Consider the following 15,380-nt stretch of genomic DNA (forward strand, 5'->3'; position numbering starts at 1 on the left):
GGCAAGGCTATTGCCTGCTGCCTCGCCAGCAACAGAAGCCTCAATGCCTACCACAACGTTACCGTTGGTCGGGGCACTCGGCGAAGGTGTTAATGTCAACTCAGGTGCCTGCCTGAATATATTGGAGACTTCAATCGTCTCCACTTTGTCATTGCCAGCAGCATCACGCGCATAAACAGAGTATGTGCCGTTTTCATCAGCTATGAACTCTGCTGCGCTCAAAACATCCTCGCCGCCACCGCCGATGAAATAGGCGGCAGCTTGATCACCCTTCGCTGCACGAAGCTCGGCAAGGCTATTGCCCGCTGCCTCGCCAGCAACTGAAGCCTCAATGCCTACCACAACGTTACCGTTGGTCGGGGCACTCGGCGAAGGTGTTAATGTCAGTTCAGGTGCCTGCCTGAATATATTGGAGACTTCAATCGTCTCCAGAGCGCCATTGCCCGCCGTATCCTCCACGTATACGGAATAAACGCCATTTTGTGTTGCATAGAATCGATCACTCAACGAAGTCCCGTTTCCGCTCTGAAAATAAGCCGCGTTTTGCAGCCCTGTCGCCCATAGCCGCTTGGCAATGCCTACATTATCCGATGCGTCGAGCCTGATTTCAACATCCGTATTGGTTGGAGCTCCCGTCCCCGAAGCCGCCAACGTGATGACCGGCGCGACCCTATCAATGGAGGAGATCGTAATCGGAAGCACCGCTTCATTGCCTAAAATATCGCGGGCGTATAGAGTAAAAGCCCCGTTCTCTGTCGCCATGAAGCTGCCTGTCGCTACCGCCTCCCCGGCATTTCCTCCCAAAAGGTCATGACCCTGCGACGCAAAATAATTGACATTCCGATTCCCGGACGCCCACTTGAAACTGGCGATTAAACTTCTTGCTTCCGTCGCCGAAGCTTGAACCGCAACATCTCCATTACTTGGACCGCTTGGCGAAAGCGAGGAAGCAAGCAGAGGAGCCGTTTTGTCGAAAATTATCGTAGACTGATCCGTCGTCGCGGTAAGAATGGCGCCTGGCGCTCCTCTCTCTGAAAACATAGCCGCCGACAGAGACACAGCCCCTTCCGGAATCGCATCCGTCAGCGTCAAACTGGCGCTCCAGCTTGTCCCGCTTCCAGTTGCCGCCACCGTCGTTCCGGCAATTTTGATAACAGGGCTTTGAATGGCAATATCCGTTTCAAGCTGGACGGTCACTCTATCTCCGGCTCTTGCATAACCGGGATAACCATTGTCCGAAGAAACGGTCAATGAAGCCGCATTTGGAACAGGGCGACTCAGCTCATATGTCCAATAGGTGTGATTGAAGGTACTGCTCCAGCCATCCGTAAAGGAGTGAAGTGTCGCCCACAACGCATTTGGAGGAATATTCAGCGCATTATTGGTCGTAAGTACGGTTGTTCCATCAAGTGAATAGCGGAAAACGGTGTCACTGATTGATTTATTCATGCCTGTTGCTTCGATCTGGAAGGAGGTAATCGTAGCCCAGGTCGCTGTTGCAGGAATGGCTGACGGATCGCTTGTTTGCCCGATGGTATCATAGTTGCTATAGGTAAACACCGGATTCCAGCTAGACCTCGCCCAACCATTATCGTAAAAAACCGACGGCGTAACCCAATCCACATCCGCCGGGGGAGTCGTGCTGTTTTGGATAGAACCATTTATGCTGTAGGTATAATGTGTTGCCCATCCGTCATACGTATTGTTGGTATAGGTTGTATAGCCGGTTAATATTTGACCGCCAATGCTTGCCGCTCTGATCGGCGCAGTCAATACGGGAGTCAACAAGGCACCTACTAATGGAAGCAGCACAACAAACGCAGATAGCCAAAACAACATCCTTTTTTTGTTCATCAGAACCTTTCCCTCTCTTCCTATCATATGAAATTGCGCTTATACTCTTAATCCGACAGCCATGTCATATGGAATAGCTCGTAGCAGCCCCCAACAATGACGGCAAGAGCCAGCACAATGCCAAAGTACCATCTGGCAAACTTCCAGCCCGTATAAATGGCATGATACCAAAGGCTGATATAAAGTCCCACTCCCGCAATAAGCACAATAATAGAAGCAATTATGGAATCGCTCATGCTTTCTCCCCATCCTTCTCCAATGGATTTCACGCGACTTATCGGCTTCCTAAAAATAGGTCAAACGAAGCCATTACTCCATACCTAAAAAGGAGTATCTTTCGACAATTCATATAGAGGTACAATTTCGTCCTTGCTTCCAGTACAATAAAGAAAAAACGGCTAATTTAATCTAGGGCCTGTTTGCAGACCCATGATGTTTGCAAACACGCCCTAATTTGGGGTGTTCGGGTATGACCAACCAGCTTTATGGGTCGGAAATGACATTAAGAGACTGGATGCGCCGACTTTCCTATAAGGAAGGATCGTTGCTCCGCAAACTGGCAAAAGCCGCAGCTTCATGTCTCCGCGAGCTGCACCTGAAGCAGCAGCTTCATCTGGACTTGAGGCCGGAGCAGTTCATCGTCAGCGCCGATGGAGAAGGGCTTCGCCTTGCCGGTCCCGGACGCGGGAATATAAGGAATCAGAGCGATCATAACCTTCCTCCGACTCCAGAATACGGCAGCCATCCGGACGGTTTGCCTTACTGCGCGCCGGAGAGCACGGGGAGAATGCAGCGGGGGGTCGACGAGCGGAGCGATCTATATTCGCTGGGCGCTATTCTTTACGAGCTGATTGCCGGACGGCCTCCTTTTTCCGCCTCTTCTCCCCTGGAATGGGTCTACATGCATCTGGCCCAAACCCCGCCGCCGCTGTCGGCGCCGGGAGCGCCATTGGCGGAGAAACAGTTTGCACGGATTATCATGAAGCTACTGTCAAAAAATCCGGATCAACGTTATCAAACAGCGGACCAGCTCATTTATGATTTGGACCATTCCGACACAAACGGCAATGCCATTATGGAGGCGCAAAGCTTTTATGGACGGGAATACGAAATAAACGTGCTGACACAGGCGTTCTATTCCGCCTGCTTTGGTTCCACCGAGATGGTGTACGTGTCCGGCGATGCAGGCATTGGCAAAACAAGCTTGATTCAGGCAGCGTTCCGGGAATTGCGGCAATCGCACCGCTTTTATTATATCGCCGGCAAGTTCCAGCAGCTGGCCACCGGCGTGCCTTATCAGCCCGTCATCGGGGCGTTCCGCGGCCTTGTCCGCCATATGCTGGGCGAAGGCAATCCACAAAAGGAGCAATTGAAAAACCGGCTTCTCCTTGCGCTTGGCGCCAACGCCGCCATTATGACTGCCATTATTCCGGAACTGGAACTGCTGACGGGCATTTGCCCCTCCCCCGAGGAGCTGCCCGCCAACGAGTCGCAAAAACGGTTCATTTATACGTTTCGGCGATTTGCCCAAGCACTGGCATCCAGAGACTGTCCCATTGTGCTGTTTATCGACGATTTGCAGTGGGCCGACGCCTCCTCGCTTCAATTGGTGCATGCCTTGCTGTGTGATCCGGAATGCCAGTATTTATTATTTGTTTGCGCTTATCGGCCCTTTGAGCTAAACGAGGAAACCTTGCCCGGCTACGAGGAGAACGGAATCATTTCCAATCAGGCTGCCGTTCGCCATCTAAACCTTGCCCCGCTTGATAGAGAGCATATACGTCGAATGATGTCGGAAACGCTGGATATCCATGCGGATTTTGCATATCCCTTGACGGAAATGCTGTATCGCGAGTCGGGCGGGAATCCCTTTCACTTCCGGCAAATTTTGCTCCGGTTGCGCGACGATCACATTATTCGCTACGATGAGGGAAAGCGCTCTTGGGAGTGGGATATCGGGCAAATGATGACCCTTTCTCCCCATTACGCCGTGCAAACATTGATTCGCCATCGCTTGGAAAAGCTTTCGGACAATGGGCGCAGACTGCTGCAAATGGCGTCATGTATAGGAAGCGAATTTGACCCTGCCGTCATCGCCGAGGCATCTGGCGAGACGCCTTCCATAAATGAATGGGCCGAGATGGAAACGGAAGGACTGCTCAAGGCTTCCCGGCCGGATCGATACTTTTTTGTTCATGACAGCATACAGAAGCTGATCTACAGCGAGCTGGACAAGGAGATCAAGCAGGCATTTCATCAAGCCATTGGAGAAATATTGCTCACGCGGCATGGCGATAGCGGGGATATTCCGTTTGATGCCATCAACCACCTGAATCAAGGCTCGGACACCATTCATGATTCAGCCGCTTCTGCAAAGCTTGCCCGCCGCAATCTGGATGCCGGGATCGGTGCAAAAGCATCGTCGGCGTACGATATGGCCTTGTCCTATTTTGACAAAGGCGTAGAGCTGCTCCAGCCTTATCCGGCGGAACGGGACACGGAGCTGGGATTCGAGCTGCGGCTTCAACGTGCCGAATGTCTCTATTTGTGCGGCAGCCACGGCGAATCGGAGAGAGAAATACAGCTGCTTCTGCAGCGCGCAGCCCACAAGGCGGAACGAGCTCGTGTGCAGATGCTCCGTATTATGCAATTGATCAATCAAGGGAGATATGCGGAGGGGACCGAGCTTGGCCTGACCTGCCTGCGCGAGCATGGCATAGATATCTCGCCGCAGCTGGAGCAAAACCAGCTAAAGGCGGAGGCAGTCCGCATTGAACAGGTCCTGACAGAGCGGCTGGAACAGCTTGCAGATCTTCCCAACATGTCCGACCCGGAACAAATGTTGACCATGAATTTGATCTTTGCCATTACGCCCTCCACCTTTTTTACAAACAAAAATGTATATGCCCAGTTGATGTGCAAAGCGCTGGAGCTTTCGCTGCAATATGGCAATACGCCAGTATCGGCGGCGGTATATGCCGCCGCAGGCATGCTGCTTGGCATGGATCTGGGCAATTACAGGCTTGGCCAAGCCGTCGGCAAAGTGGGCGTGGAGTTATCTGTCCGTTATAATCTGGCATCCGTCAAAAGCAAAACCTATACCATCTATGGCGGCGTGCTTAACCAGTTTGCGGGAGACGCCCGCGAGTCCGAGGCCTATCTGGCTCAGGCATTGTCCAGCGGCATGGAATCCGGCGACTATATTTTCGCCAGTTATGCGGTGGGGGCGCATGTGAATAGCATCTATGCCAGAGTGCCCCTCAGCCGGCTGAACCGGACGATCAGTGATTATATGGCCGTCCTGGAGACAACCCGGGATGATTTTGTGCTGCAAAATCTTTACCTGTACCGGCAGCTCGCGCTTGCTCTGCAAGGAGCCACTTCTTCGCCACAAAGCTTCACTAGCGGGGAATTCGACGAGGATGAATTTTTGTCCCGGATTTCAGACGGCGAAACGGCCACAACAACGATGTTTCAATACTGCGCTTACAAAACGCAGCTCTGTTTCCTGCTGGGGTATTATCGGGAGGCGGCGGAGTGGGCCCGCCAAGGCAGAAATCATGAGGCTTACGCCACTCATCTGCCGCATCTGGCGGAAGGGCTGTTCTACGAACTGCTTGCACGGCTTGCGCTCAAGCCTGGAAATGCTTCATTGGAATGGGACGAGCCGGACGGACACAACGCGGGAAGTATTGCGGGCGGCCTTGAGCGATACCGGCATTGGGCGTCCATTGCGCCCGCGAGATATTTGTCGAGAGCCATTGTGTTGGAAGCCGAATGCGCCAGAGCCTCCCAAAAGCCGGAGCAAGCGGAAGCCTTGTATGACCAGGCCATTCGCGAGGCGCGGGAGAGTGAGGATATTGCCGCAGGCAGCATCGCGGCGGAGCTGGCGGCTCGCCATTTCCGGGAAAAGGGCAAGCGCAACAGCGCTTCCTACTATCTGGAGCTGGCGCTTCAAGGCTACAGCCGGTGGGAGCTTGCCGTCAAGGTAACGCAGCTGAAGGCGCTGGAGACGCTTTGGGCCCGGCAAGACGAGCCGAATCCCGCGACGTCTGCCGAGCATCAAGCTTCAGGCGTTGCGCGGGGCCCGTCTTCCGCCGCAGAGGCTCCGCTTATGGGCGATGCTCCCTATGGCCATCAGCTTGATCTGGACGCGATCCTGAAAACCGCCGAAATGATCGGCGGCAGGGACGATACGCCTACGGCCTTGCGAAATATTCTTTCCACCATTGTTACTTATGCCGGGGCCACAACGGGAGCCCTGCTGACAGGCAACGGCGAGACGCTTTACGCGCAGTCCTTTTATTGTTTGGATTTCCCCGAGTCCTTCACTCCGGCGGAAATGAACGACACCCTCCCCTTGCCGGAAGGCGTAATCCGTTATACGCTGCTGACGCAAGAGGAGATTCGCTATTCACCCGATGGAGAAAGCTGGCTGGACCATAATCCCTATATTGCCGAGCACAAGCCCCAGTCGGTGTTATGCTTGCCCGTTACTGTACACGGCACAATGCAAGGCGCTCTTTATTTGGAAAACCGGCATGCTACTGGCGTCTTTTCCTCCCGGCACCAGCCGGTTCTGCTCGCCATGGCCGCTCACGCTTTGTTCCTGTGCGCCCTGCAAAATACCGACGACAAACCCGGGACTCTCCAAAACGCCTCTGAAAAACCGGCGTCGCAGCAAACCGAAGCGTTGGAGGAACCTCTCACAGAGCGCGAGCTTGAAGTGTTGGCCCTGCTCGCCGCCGGACTGTCCAATAAGGAAATTGCGGAACATCTCGTCATTGCAACCGGCACCGTCAAGGTCCATATCAAAAATCTGTTTGCCAAGCTCAAAGTAAACCGGCGCACAAAAGCGATCGCTCAAGCTAAGGAATTGAAGCTTCTGAACTAGCGCTTCTGCACCTGAACCAACAAATTCTCTCAAATGCCCGCTCCCTCCACAGGCCCAAGGTGACAACATTGTCACCTTGGGCCTTTTAAATTGTAAGGCAAATCGAAGGCACTTCGAAGCCGCCCTTTCTATAATTGGGGATATAAAGGTTAAGGAGTGAATGACATGCCTATTTTGAAGGCAACGGGAATCCAAAAGGTTTACGGCAATAAATATAATCGTCAGGACGTCTTGAAGGGAATCGACCTCAGCATCCATGAAGGCGAATTCGTCAGCATTATGGGGGCATCGGGTTCCGGCAAAACAACACTGCTGAACGTGCTGTCCTCCATCGACAAGGTTAGCTCCGGCAGCGTTGTCATTGCGGGACAGGATATTACCGGGATGAGCGAAAAAGGGATCGCGGAATTCCGCAAACGGAACTTGGGCTTTATTTTTCAAGAATACCATCTGCTGGATACGCTGACGGTCAAGGAAAACATTATGCTTCCGCTCACCGTTACCAAACTGCCGCGCAAGGAAGCCGAGCAGCGTTTTCGGATGATCGCTTCGGAGCTGGGCATTTTTGAGCTGAAGAACAAATATCCAAGGGAGATATCCGGCGGACAAAAGCAGCGCGTTGCATCGGCGAGAGCTTTTATCCATCGCCCAAGCCTTCTGTTTGCGGACGAGCCGACGGGCGCCCTGGATTCCAAATCCGCGTATTATTTGCTGAACAAGCTCAGCCAGCTCAATCAATCCATGGGCAGCACCATCGCCATGGTAACGCATGACGTCGAAGCCGCCAGCTATAGCGGACGGGTTATCCTCATCAAGGATGGACTGATTTACAGCGAAGTTCATAAGGGCTCCAAAACGCGCGAGGCGTTTTACGGCGATATTCTGAGCAGCCAAGCCCTGGCGGGGGGTCGTCCGGTTGAGTATTAGAAGTATTATTTTTCATAACCTTATTGAAAATATGAAGCATTACTTTTTGTACGTCTTTGCGCTGGTGTTCAGCGCGTCCTTGTATTTTTCATTCGTGACTCTGCAATACGACCCTGCGGTGGATCGGCTCAAGGGCGGAATCAAAGGAGCGGCTGCAATTGGCGCAAGCTCCATACTTCTGGTCGCCATCGTCGGCATTTTCCTCTTATACGCCAATAATCTGTTTATCCGCCGGCGCGGCAAGGAGATCGCGCTGTTCCAGCTTGTCGGAATGACCAAAAACCGTATTTTCCGCATCCTGACGGTGGAAAACTTCCTGCTGTATTTTGTTTCTCTGCTCATTGGCGTTGGAATCGGTCTGTTTTCGTCGCGTTTGTTAATGAACATACTGCTGAACCTGACGGGGGTTCAGGCTTCTGCCTCTCTGGACTTTTCCATACAAGCGTTGATTCAGACGCTTCTTGTCTTCATGGCCATCTACGTGCTGATTATGCTGTCCAACTACCTTTTTATTAAGCAGCAAACCATCCTGGGTTTATTTGAGACGATGGCTTCGACGGAAGATAAGGGACGAAAGCTTACGTTTCTGGAGGTGTTTTCCGGAATTGCGGGCCTTGGCTTGATCATTTACGGCTATTACTCGTCGTCCCAGCTGTTCAACGTCTCCAATTTGGGATCTGTCAATGAATTGATGGTAACCATGGTGCTGATTCTGGGTTCCGTCATCGCAGGCACCTATTTGTTCTATAAAGGTTCAGTTCGCTGCATCTTTCATCTGGCCCGCAAGCGCAAAAACGGCTATTTGACCGTCAAGGAGGTGCTGTCGCTATCCTCCATCATGTTTCGAATCCAGTCCAATGCGCTGCTGCTGACAATCATCACAACGGTATCCGCGCTGGCGATTGGTCTTCTTTCCTTGAGCTACATTTCCTATTACTCGGCGGGCAAAATGGCGGAAGCGACTGTTCCGGACGACTTTGCCTTTATCTATGAAGAAGACGCCAATGCTTTCAGTGATAAGCTCGCGGCAAGTGGCATTTCCTTTGAACAAAACAGCATCGGCGTGCTTCAGATCAACGCAAGACTGCTGGGCAGCGTGGATAAATCAGGCGATGAGCCGAAAGAAACACCGCTTGGCGTCATCAGCGATTCTTCGGTTGAAGGCATGGATCTTTCCGAGCACGAAACGTTTCTTTCAGGGTACAGCGACGCTTTAAAAATCCTGTTTCCGGGATATTTTGAAGGTCGGATGGAGCTGACCGGCATAAAGGAAACGATCCCGCTGGATATCAAGGGCATTCAAAAGAAATCGTTAGTGTCCCTATACTTCTCTAACGGCAATTTTCCCGTCGCTATTGTCGACGAAGCGGTTTTCCAGCGTCTGAAAGAGGATGCAAATCCCGAGCTTCAGCTCGGCTCCTCCACCTATATCGGAATCGGTATAACGGACAAAGAGAAGATTGAGGAAGCAAATGAACTGTTTATGGCATTGGAGCTTAGCAAGAATCGTTACAATGGCTCTCAGTTGGATAGCGAAAGAACATCCTTGCAAAACTTCGGCCTTCTTCTGTTTGTTGTCGGTTTTCTGGGGCTCGCCTTCCTGATGACCTCCGGCTGTATCCTGTACTTTAAGCAAATGGAGGAAAGCCAGGGAGAGAAACCAAGCTTCACCATCCTGCGCAAGCTAGGCTTCAGCAGGGGAGATATGTTATCGGGCATTATCCTGAAGCAGTTATTCGGCTTTGGCATTCCACTGATTGTTGGGCTTGGTCATAGCTACTATGCCGTCCGTTCCGGCTGGTTTTTCTTCGGCACCGAATTGTGGACGCCCATGCTGATCGTGGTGGCTGTCTACGGGGGGCTTTACTCGATCTTCGGCGTATTGTCCGTTTTCTATGGCAAAAAAGTCATTAAAGAATCACTCTAGCCAGCAACCGCGGTATTACAATTGCCCCGGCTGGGCGAAATACGAAATAAGGATGAAATGAAACGATGGTTATCCAACCATAGGCTGAGCGGCATGAATTGGTAGAGGAAAAACCGACTAGTTCATACGTCCTATTTATTAACAATTTTTAATGTATTTGTATTGTTAATTTGTGGATGTTACCATTAATACTGAGATTCAGATTAGAAGAGAGCACAGAAGTATTCTGTTGAATTCAAAAAAATACAATAACAGGAGGTTTAAAATGGGAAAATTCATAAAAAGAACTGCTACTGTACTCTCTCTATCTCTTGCAATTGGTGTTTTTTTACCTATAGCTAATATCGCAAATACGAATGCGCATGCCAGCAGCTATATTGGGAGCGGAAATTCAAAAAACGACGAATATATCGTGCTCGGTTCCTATTATCTGTCAAAGGAACAAGTTAAATCGATGGCCAAAACAATGAGAGCCACAACCAGCGGCGGAGCAACCATCGCCGGACTTTTGATCGGCTTTTTAGGACCGGGTCCAGCAATAGCAGCTGCTGCGGCAGCTCTTTCCGCTAACGCGCAATCCAATACGGAAGTATTGTATGCGGCAGATCATAACATGAGAGTTTTGGTTACGATTAAAGATAAGAAGATGCATACTTCTTATTCCACAGTGACAACATTTAAAGCCGTCCCGTAATGCCTGTAAACCGGAAGCTTTACTATTTTTTGAGCCACTAAATTCTAAACCCTCTCTTCTACTCTGTAATCTCATTTATTAGCACCATGCTCTGAGCATTTAGCGTAACCGGAAGCATGGAACTTCTCAAAGGTCAATTTATTAAGCCCCAAAGCTGGAGAAACATTTGTGGTTCCTCCAACTTTGGGCTTCCCCCGTCGAAAAAACAATTCTCCCAATAAAGAATAAAAAAGCCCCCATCGGAAAATATATCCTTAACTTATACTTGCGCAACTACTCTTCAATTTTAAGGAGCCTTTCGATGGTCGACATAATGGAATACCGGCATATGCCCTTCAGCAGCGAGCTGGCGGACAATGTCGAAATCATTAAGGCGATTTATAACGATTCCGTGGACATTAAAACAAGAACGTTTCCGCTAGCCGGTAGCAGGGATGCCTTTCTGCTGTTTATTGACGGTATGATCAATGAGCAGCTTCTTGACCTGCATGTACTGGCCCCGCTTCTGCAAGCCCGCGCTGATGCCTCCAAAATCGATTTCGCTTACATAAGCTCTATTGTCGCTACAAGCCAGTTGGTCATCGCCGCCAGCTTTGACGATCTGCTGCGCTTTATTTCAAACGGCAGCGTCGCGCTGCTCGTCGATCACCTGCCGTTCGGCATTGCCGTCAGTTTGCCCGGATGGCAGCAGCGCGGCATCGAGGAGCCTGCTGCGGAATCCATCATCCGCGGTCCGCGTGAAGGTTTTACCGAAACGCTCAGCGTCAACACGTCCATGCTGCGGCGCAAAATTAAAGATCCTGCCCTGAAGCTAAGCCGGATTCAGGTCGGGCGGTATACGCAAACGGAAATTATCCTTGCCCATATCGATGGGATCGCCAATCATTCGCTGGTTGAGGAAGTCAGAAGCCGTATTGATAAAATAGATATCGACGGCGTGCTGGAAAGCGGCTATATCGAAGGTTTAATCGAAGATCATCCGTATTCACCGTTCCCGCAAATTCAGGTCACCGAACGTCCCGACGTTGTCAGCGCCTCTCTGCTGGAGGGCAAGATCGGCATTATGGTAGACGGCACGCCTTTTTGCCTCATTGCGCCAACCACCTTTTTTTCCATGCTGCAATCGCCGGAGGACTATTATCAGCGCTTTATGATCAGCAGCTTCATTCGTTGGCTGCGGTTTCTGTTCCTGCTGATTTCGCTGCTGCTGCCTTCCCTTTATGTTGCGGTGCTGACATTCCATCAGGAGATGGTGCCTACCTCGCTGCTGCTCAGCATTGCGAAGTCGCGGGAAGAAATTCCTTTCCCCGCGCTTGTTGAAGCGTTGCTGATGGAGGTTTCCTTCGAGGCGCTGCGGGAAGCCGGCGTTCGCCTGCCCAAGCAGGTAGGCTCAGCCGTCAGCATCGTTGGCGCGCTCGTCATCGGACAAGCGGCCACCTCGGCCGGTCTTGTCTCATCGCCAATGGTTATGGTCGTTGCCATTACCGGAATCGCCTCCTTTCTGCTCCCGCAATACAGCGCCGGCATCGCCATTCGCGTCCTGCGTTTTCCCATTATGTTTTTGTCGGGAATGTTTGGTTTGCTCGGCCTGATGCTTGGCGTAATCGCCATCATCATCCATTTATGCTCCATCCGCTCGCTTGGCGTCCCTTACTTGCAGCCCCTTGCGCCAATGAAATGGAGCGAGATGCTGGATACGTTCATGCGCGGGCCCATCTGGAGCAATCTCAAACGGCCAAGCCTCACCGGGCGAAAAAATACAATCCGGCAGTCCCCCTTCAATCGTTCCGATCAAGGGGAAGAAGGAGCCTCCTCATGAGCCGGCGAACCCGCTTGCCTGCGCTTTTGTTAGCAGCCCTGCTGGTTTGTCCCCTGCTCGGCGGCTGTTGGGATCGCAAGGAAATTAATGACCTTGCCCTTGTCACTGGGGTAGCCATTGACCAATGGGACGATAAGAACATTGAAGTAAGCATCCAAATCTATATTCCCCAAGCCTCAATGCAGGGGGGCGAATCGATCGGGAAAGCATCAAGCGGATCGGGGACAACCTTCGTTCAATCCGCCTATGGCGAAAATATTGCCGATGCGTTGTCCCAGCTGCAGATGAAGTTTTCGCGCAAAATTTTTTGGGGGCATTCCGAGGTTTACATATTTGGCGCGGATAAAGTGAAACACGGCGTAAGAGAAGACCTGGATTTTTTAATGCGGGATTCAGAGCCGCGCGAGCGCGCATTCGTTTTCGTAAGCAAAGGCAAGGGAAAAAAGGTATTGGAGAAACATTCTATTTTGGAGCGCAATACGTCCGAGGTTTTGCGGGAGATGGCTAATAACAAAATGAGCATCACCTCATCGATTGCTCATTTGAATGAAATGCTGGATAACGAAAGCAAAACGGCGCTGCTGCCCTGGGTTGAGCTCCTGCAGGCCCCTAACCAGAAAGACCCTACCCGAGGCGTCGGTTACATTAACGGAACGGCCATCCTCCATAACGACAAGCTGGTCGGCGTGGCCGATAACGGGGAGACGAGAGGCATTCTGTGGACCATCAATGAAATGGAGAGTGCGACCCTCACCATACGTCCGGAGGATTCGAAGGGTACTTTATCGGTTAAACTTTTGCGTAATCGCTCCCGAGTAGAACCAAGCATCAAAAACGGCGAATGGTCCGTCACGATCGAAGTCGAATGCAAAAATCAATTGATCCAAAATACGTCGGAAATCAACATCAACCAGAGCAGCGCAAGCTTGCACGCCATTGAGCAGCAGCTTGAAAAAAATATCGAGCAGCGCATTAATCAAGCAGTCAACGATGCCAAAAATAAATACAAAGCTGACATTTTCAACTTTGCCGGCGCCTTTCACCGCAAATATCCGGATATATGGAAGAAACATCAGAAAGATTGGGACGATATATTCCCTAAAATCAAGGTCACGGTTAAAGCAAAAGCGGAAATATTGCGTCCCGGCATGTTCAACACCCAACAATCCGGCTAGAGAGGAGCGGCAGCCTGCATGAGCAAGGAGAAAATAAACGGCAATCAAATTTTTTGGATGATTTCTACCATGCAGATCGGCATGACCATTCTGCTTACCATCAATCCGTCCATAGCCGTCGCCAAGCAGGACGCCTGGATATCTATCCTGCTCTCCAGCTTGTTCTCGGTAGGACTGGCCTACGTGCTGACTCGCATCAGCATCATGTATCCCAATGACACACTCGTCAGCTATGCGCCAAAAATTCTGGGCAAGTTTCTCGGGCATGTTGTCATTTTGCTGTATGTCATTTACTGGTACACGGTGCTGGCGATTATTTTGAGGCAATATGCCGATTTTATGATTGGCACGATTCTGCAGCTGACGCCCGTCATCATCCCCATTATCGGCATGCTCCTTGTGGCGGCTTATGTATCGTTTGCCGGTATCGAGGTGCTGGCAAGATGCAGCGAGGTGCTGGGGCCGCTTATCCTGCTTGGCATTATGGTGCCGCTGCTGCTTAATATTTCGCAAATCAAAATCCACAATCTGATGCCGTTCATGGCGGACAACACCCCGCTCGTGCTGCTGCAGGGAGCGCTGCCGACCGCATCGTTTCTGGGGGACAACATTATGCTTATGATGATTCTCCCCTTTCTCGCCCGACCTCGAGAAGGCATGAAGGGAGCCGTGCTCGGATCAGTTGTTGCCGGCCTCTTCACGCTGCTGTCCGCGATGCAGTGCATCGCCATCTTCGGCTTTTCGACTGCGTCGAGACAAACCTATCCGTTTCTTAATCTGGTCCGTTTTATCTCCTTTGGCTTTCTTCAAAATCTGGATTCGATCGTCGTCGCCATCTGGATCATGGGGATTTTTATCAAGGTGTCGCTATATTTGTTTGCGGCCTCCTACGGCAGCGCCCAATGGTTCGGCGTCAAGCGTTGGCGCATCGTCATTTTTATCGCCGCTCCTATTGCTCTTGTGCTCGCCATGCTGCCCCGCAACTTTGTAGACAGCTCCATTCTCTATCCAAAGCTTGTCGCCGTACCGTTCAACCTGCCCGTCCATTTTATATTGCTGCCGCTCCTGCTATGGATTGTCGGATCTATTCGCAGCAAGAAGAAAAAGGGCCAGAAGCCGAAGCAGCAGCCAAAAGTCCCTGCCTGACCAGGCAGCGCTCATTCGCCTCGGTTGCCCGCTTTTGCATGGACCGGCGCTTCCGCTCGGTCCCGCCGGATGGAAGACGGCGACTGGCTGCGGATTTTGCGGAATACCCGCCCGAAGTAGGTGATGGTGGAAAAGCCGACGCGCTCGGCAATTTCGGTGACCGGCAAATCGCTCTCCAGCAGCAACCGTTCCGCCTCCTGAATCCGCAGCGTATGAAGGTAGTCGATAAAGGTTTTACCCGTTACCTTCTTGAACAGCTTGCAAAAATGATTCGGGCTCAGGTTGACCAGACCCGCCGCTTCGCCGATGCTGATCGGCTCGCAGTAACGTTCTCTCAACGTTTGGAGCAGGCTGGTAAAGTCGTGGGGATTAAAAGCCCGCGGCGGAGACTCCGACATAAACTGCTCCGCATAGCGAAAATAAAGGCCGAATATACGCAGCAGCTCCGCCTTTACCAGCAGCTCGTAGCCGGGGCGTTTTTGCCCGAATTCCGACAGCAGGCGCTCGAAGGCGTCACCAAGCTCGTCCATGTTTGGCGCATCCTTCCGCATCCAGCTCGGCCATCTCTGCTGCTGCTGCAAATAAGGCACAAAATAATGATACTCCGTTATATCCAGCCCGCTGCCCCGGACAAGCGCTTCGTTAAACACGATGCAGATCAGCTCCGTATCGGGACTCAGCGTAGCCGCGCTATGCAGTTGCCTCGAATTGATAAACGCAAGCTCCCCTTTGCCGATTTGCTCGAAGCTGCCGTCGATCTGGATTTTGGCCAGTCCTTCCTTCACGTACACCCACTCGATATGATCATGCCAATGCGGATAAATGCCGCCCACCCGAAACACGTTGATCGGAAAGGTGCGGTCCGGTATATTCGTATTTTCCTTCATCGGACTTACCGTCATGCCAAGCCCTCCTTGGGGATACGATTTTACGGTGATTATATA

General features: G+C 51.6%; 10 protein-coding genes. 7 read left to right on the plus strand and 3 right to left on the minus strand.

Annotated features, from left to right (window positions below; all coding sequences use genetic code 11):
* Together ACX93W_RS15320 and ACX93W_RS15325 are read right to left on the minus strand one after the other, a co-directional pair.
* On the minus strand, positions 1-1,854 hold a 1,854-nt coding region (locus ACX93W_RS15320; RefSeq protein WP_459393248.1), incomplete at its 3' end, for a hypothetical protein.
* Between the two features lie 47 nt (positions 1,855-1,901).
* Positions 1,902-2,090 (minus strand): hypothetical protein, encoded by a 189-nt coding sequence (locus ACX93W_RS15325; protein WP_459393249.1) that lies wholly within the window; start codon positions 2,088-2,090, stop codon positions 1,902-1,904.
* 233 nt (positions 2,091-2,323) lie between these two features.
* Here ACX93W_RS15325 and ACX93W_RS15330 point away from each other — a divergent pair, with 233 nt between their 5' ends.
* The 7 genes from ACX93W_RS15330 to ACX93W_RS15360 all read left to right on the plus strand — a co-directional run bounded on the left by ACX93W_RS15330 (position 2,324) and on the right by ACX93W_RS15360 (position 14,436).
* Complete coding sequence (locus tag ACX93W_RS15330; protein ID WP_459393250.1) at positions 2,324-6,748, plus strand: AAA family ATPase; 4,425 nt, start codon at positions 2,324-2,326, stop codon at positions 6,746-6,748.
* Positions 6,749-6,913: 165 nt separating this feature from the next.
* The gene (locus ACX93W_RS15335) at positions 6,914-7,675 is read left to right on the plus strand and encodes an ABC transporter ATP-binding protein (RefSeq protein WP_459393251.1); all 762 of its coding nucleotides are present in this window, start codon (positions 6,914-6,916) and stop codon (positions 7,673-7,675) included.
* A complete protein-coding gene (locus ACX93W_RS15340) occupies positions 7,665-9,602 on the plus strand; it encodes an FtsX-like permease family protein (RefSeq protein WP_459393252.1) in 1,938 nt (645 codons plus the stop codon). Before ACX93W_RS15335 ends, ACX93W_RS15340 begins: the two co-directional genes overlap by 11 nt.
* 265 nt (positions 9,603-9,867) lie before the next feature.
* Positions 9,868-10,296 carry a hypothetical protein gene (locus ACX93W_RS15345; RefSeq protein ID WP_459393253.1) on the plus strand — a complete coding sequence of 143 codons (429 nt, stop codon included), beginning with the start codon at positions 9,868-9,870 and terminating at the stop codon, positions 10,294-10,296.
* Positions 10,297-10,597: 301 nt separating this feature from the next.
* A complete protein-coding gene (locus ACX93W_RS15350) occupies positions 10,598-12,115 on the plus strand; it encodes a spore germination protein (RefSeq protein WP_459393254.1) in 1,518 nt (505 codons plus the stop codon).
* Complete coding sequence (locus ACX93W_RS15355; protein WP_459393255.1) at positions 12,112-13,290, plus strand: Ger(x)C family spore germination protein; 1,179 nt, start codon at positions 12,112-12,114, stop codon at positions 13,288-13,290. Before ACX93W_RS15350 ends, ACX93W_RS15355 begins: the two co-directional genes overlap by 4 nt.
* A gap of 18 nt (positions 13,291-13,308) precedes the next feature.
* Positions 13,309-14,436 (plus strand): GerAB/ArcD/ProY family transporter, encoded by a 1,128-nt coding sequence (locus ACX93W_RS15360; RefSeq protein WP_459393256.1) that lies wholly within the window; start codon positions 13,309-13,311, stop codon positions 14,434-14,436.
* 11 nt (positions 14,437-14,447) lie between these two features.
* Here the strand turns inward: ACX93W_RS15360 and ACX93W_RS15365 are convergent, their stop codons facing one another.
* On the minus strand, positions 14,448-15,338 hold the full coding sequence (locus ACX93W_RS15365; RefSeq protein WP_459393257.1) for an AraC family transcriptional regulator: 891 nt from the start codon (positions 15,336-15,338) through the stop codon (positions 14,448-14,450).
* Between the last annotated feature and the right edge of the window lie 42 nt (positions 15,339-15,380).

Source organism: Paenibacillus sp. CAU 1782, assembly GCF_054551715.1.

Bases quoted from the DNA above. Each gene is read 5' to 3' on its own strand.
- ACX93W_RS15360 (WP_459393256.1), top strand. From the start codon at position 13,309: ATGAGCAAGGAGAAAATAAACGGCAATCAAATTTTTTGGATGATTTCT.
- ACX93W_RS15325 (WP_459393249.1), bottom strand. From the start codon at position 2,090: ATGAGCGATTCCATAATTGCTTCTATTATTGTGCTTATTGCGGGAGTG.
- ACX93W_RS15365 (WP_459393257.1), bottom strand. From the start codon at position 15,338: ATGACGGTAAGTCCGATGAAGGAAAATACGAATATACCGGACCGCACC.
- ACX93W_RS15345 (WP_459393253.1), top strand. From the start codon at position 9,868: ATGGGAAAATTCATAAAAAGAACTGCTACTGTACTCTCTCTATCTCTT.
- ACX93W_RS15355 (WP_459393255.1), top strand. From the start codon at position 12,112: ATGAGCCGGCGAACCCGCTTGCCTGCGCTTTTGTTAGCAGCCCTGCTG.
- ACX93W_RS15335 (WP_459393251.1), top strand. From the start codon at position 6,914: ATGCCTATTTTGAAGGCAACGGGAATCCAAAAGGTTTACGGCAATAAA.
- ACX93W_RS15350 (WP_459393254.1), top strand. From the start codon at position 10,598: ATGGTCGACATAATGGAATACCGGCATATGCCCTTCAGCAGCGAGCTG.
- ACX93W_RS15330 (WP_459393250.1), top strand. From the start codon at position 2,324: ATGACCAACCAGCTTTATGGGTCGGAAATGACATTAAGAGACTGGATG.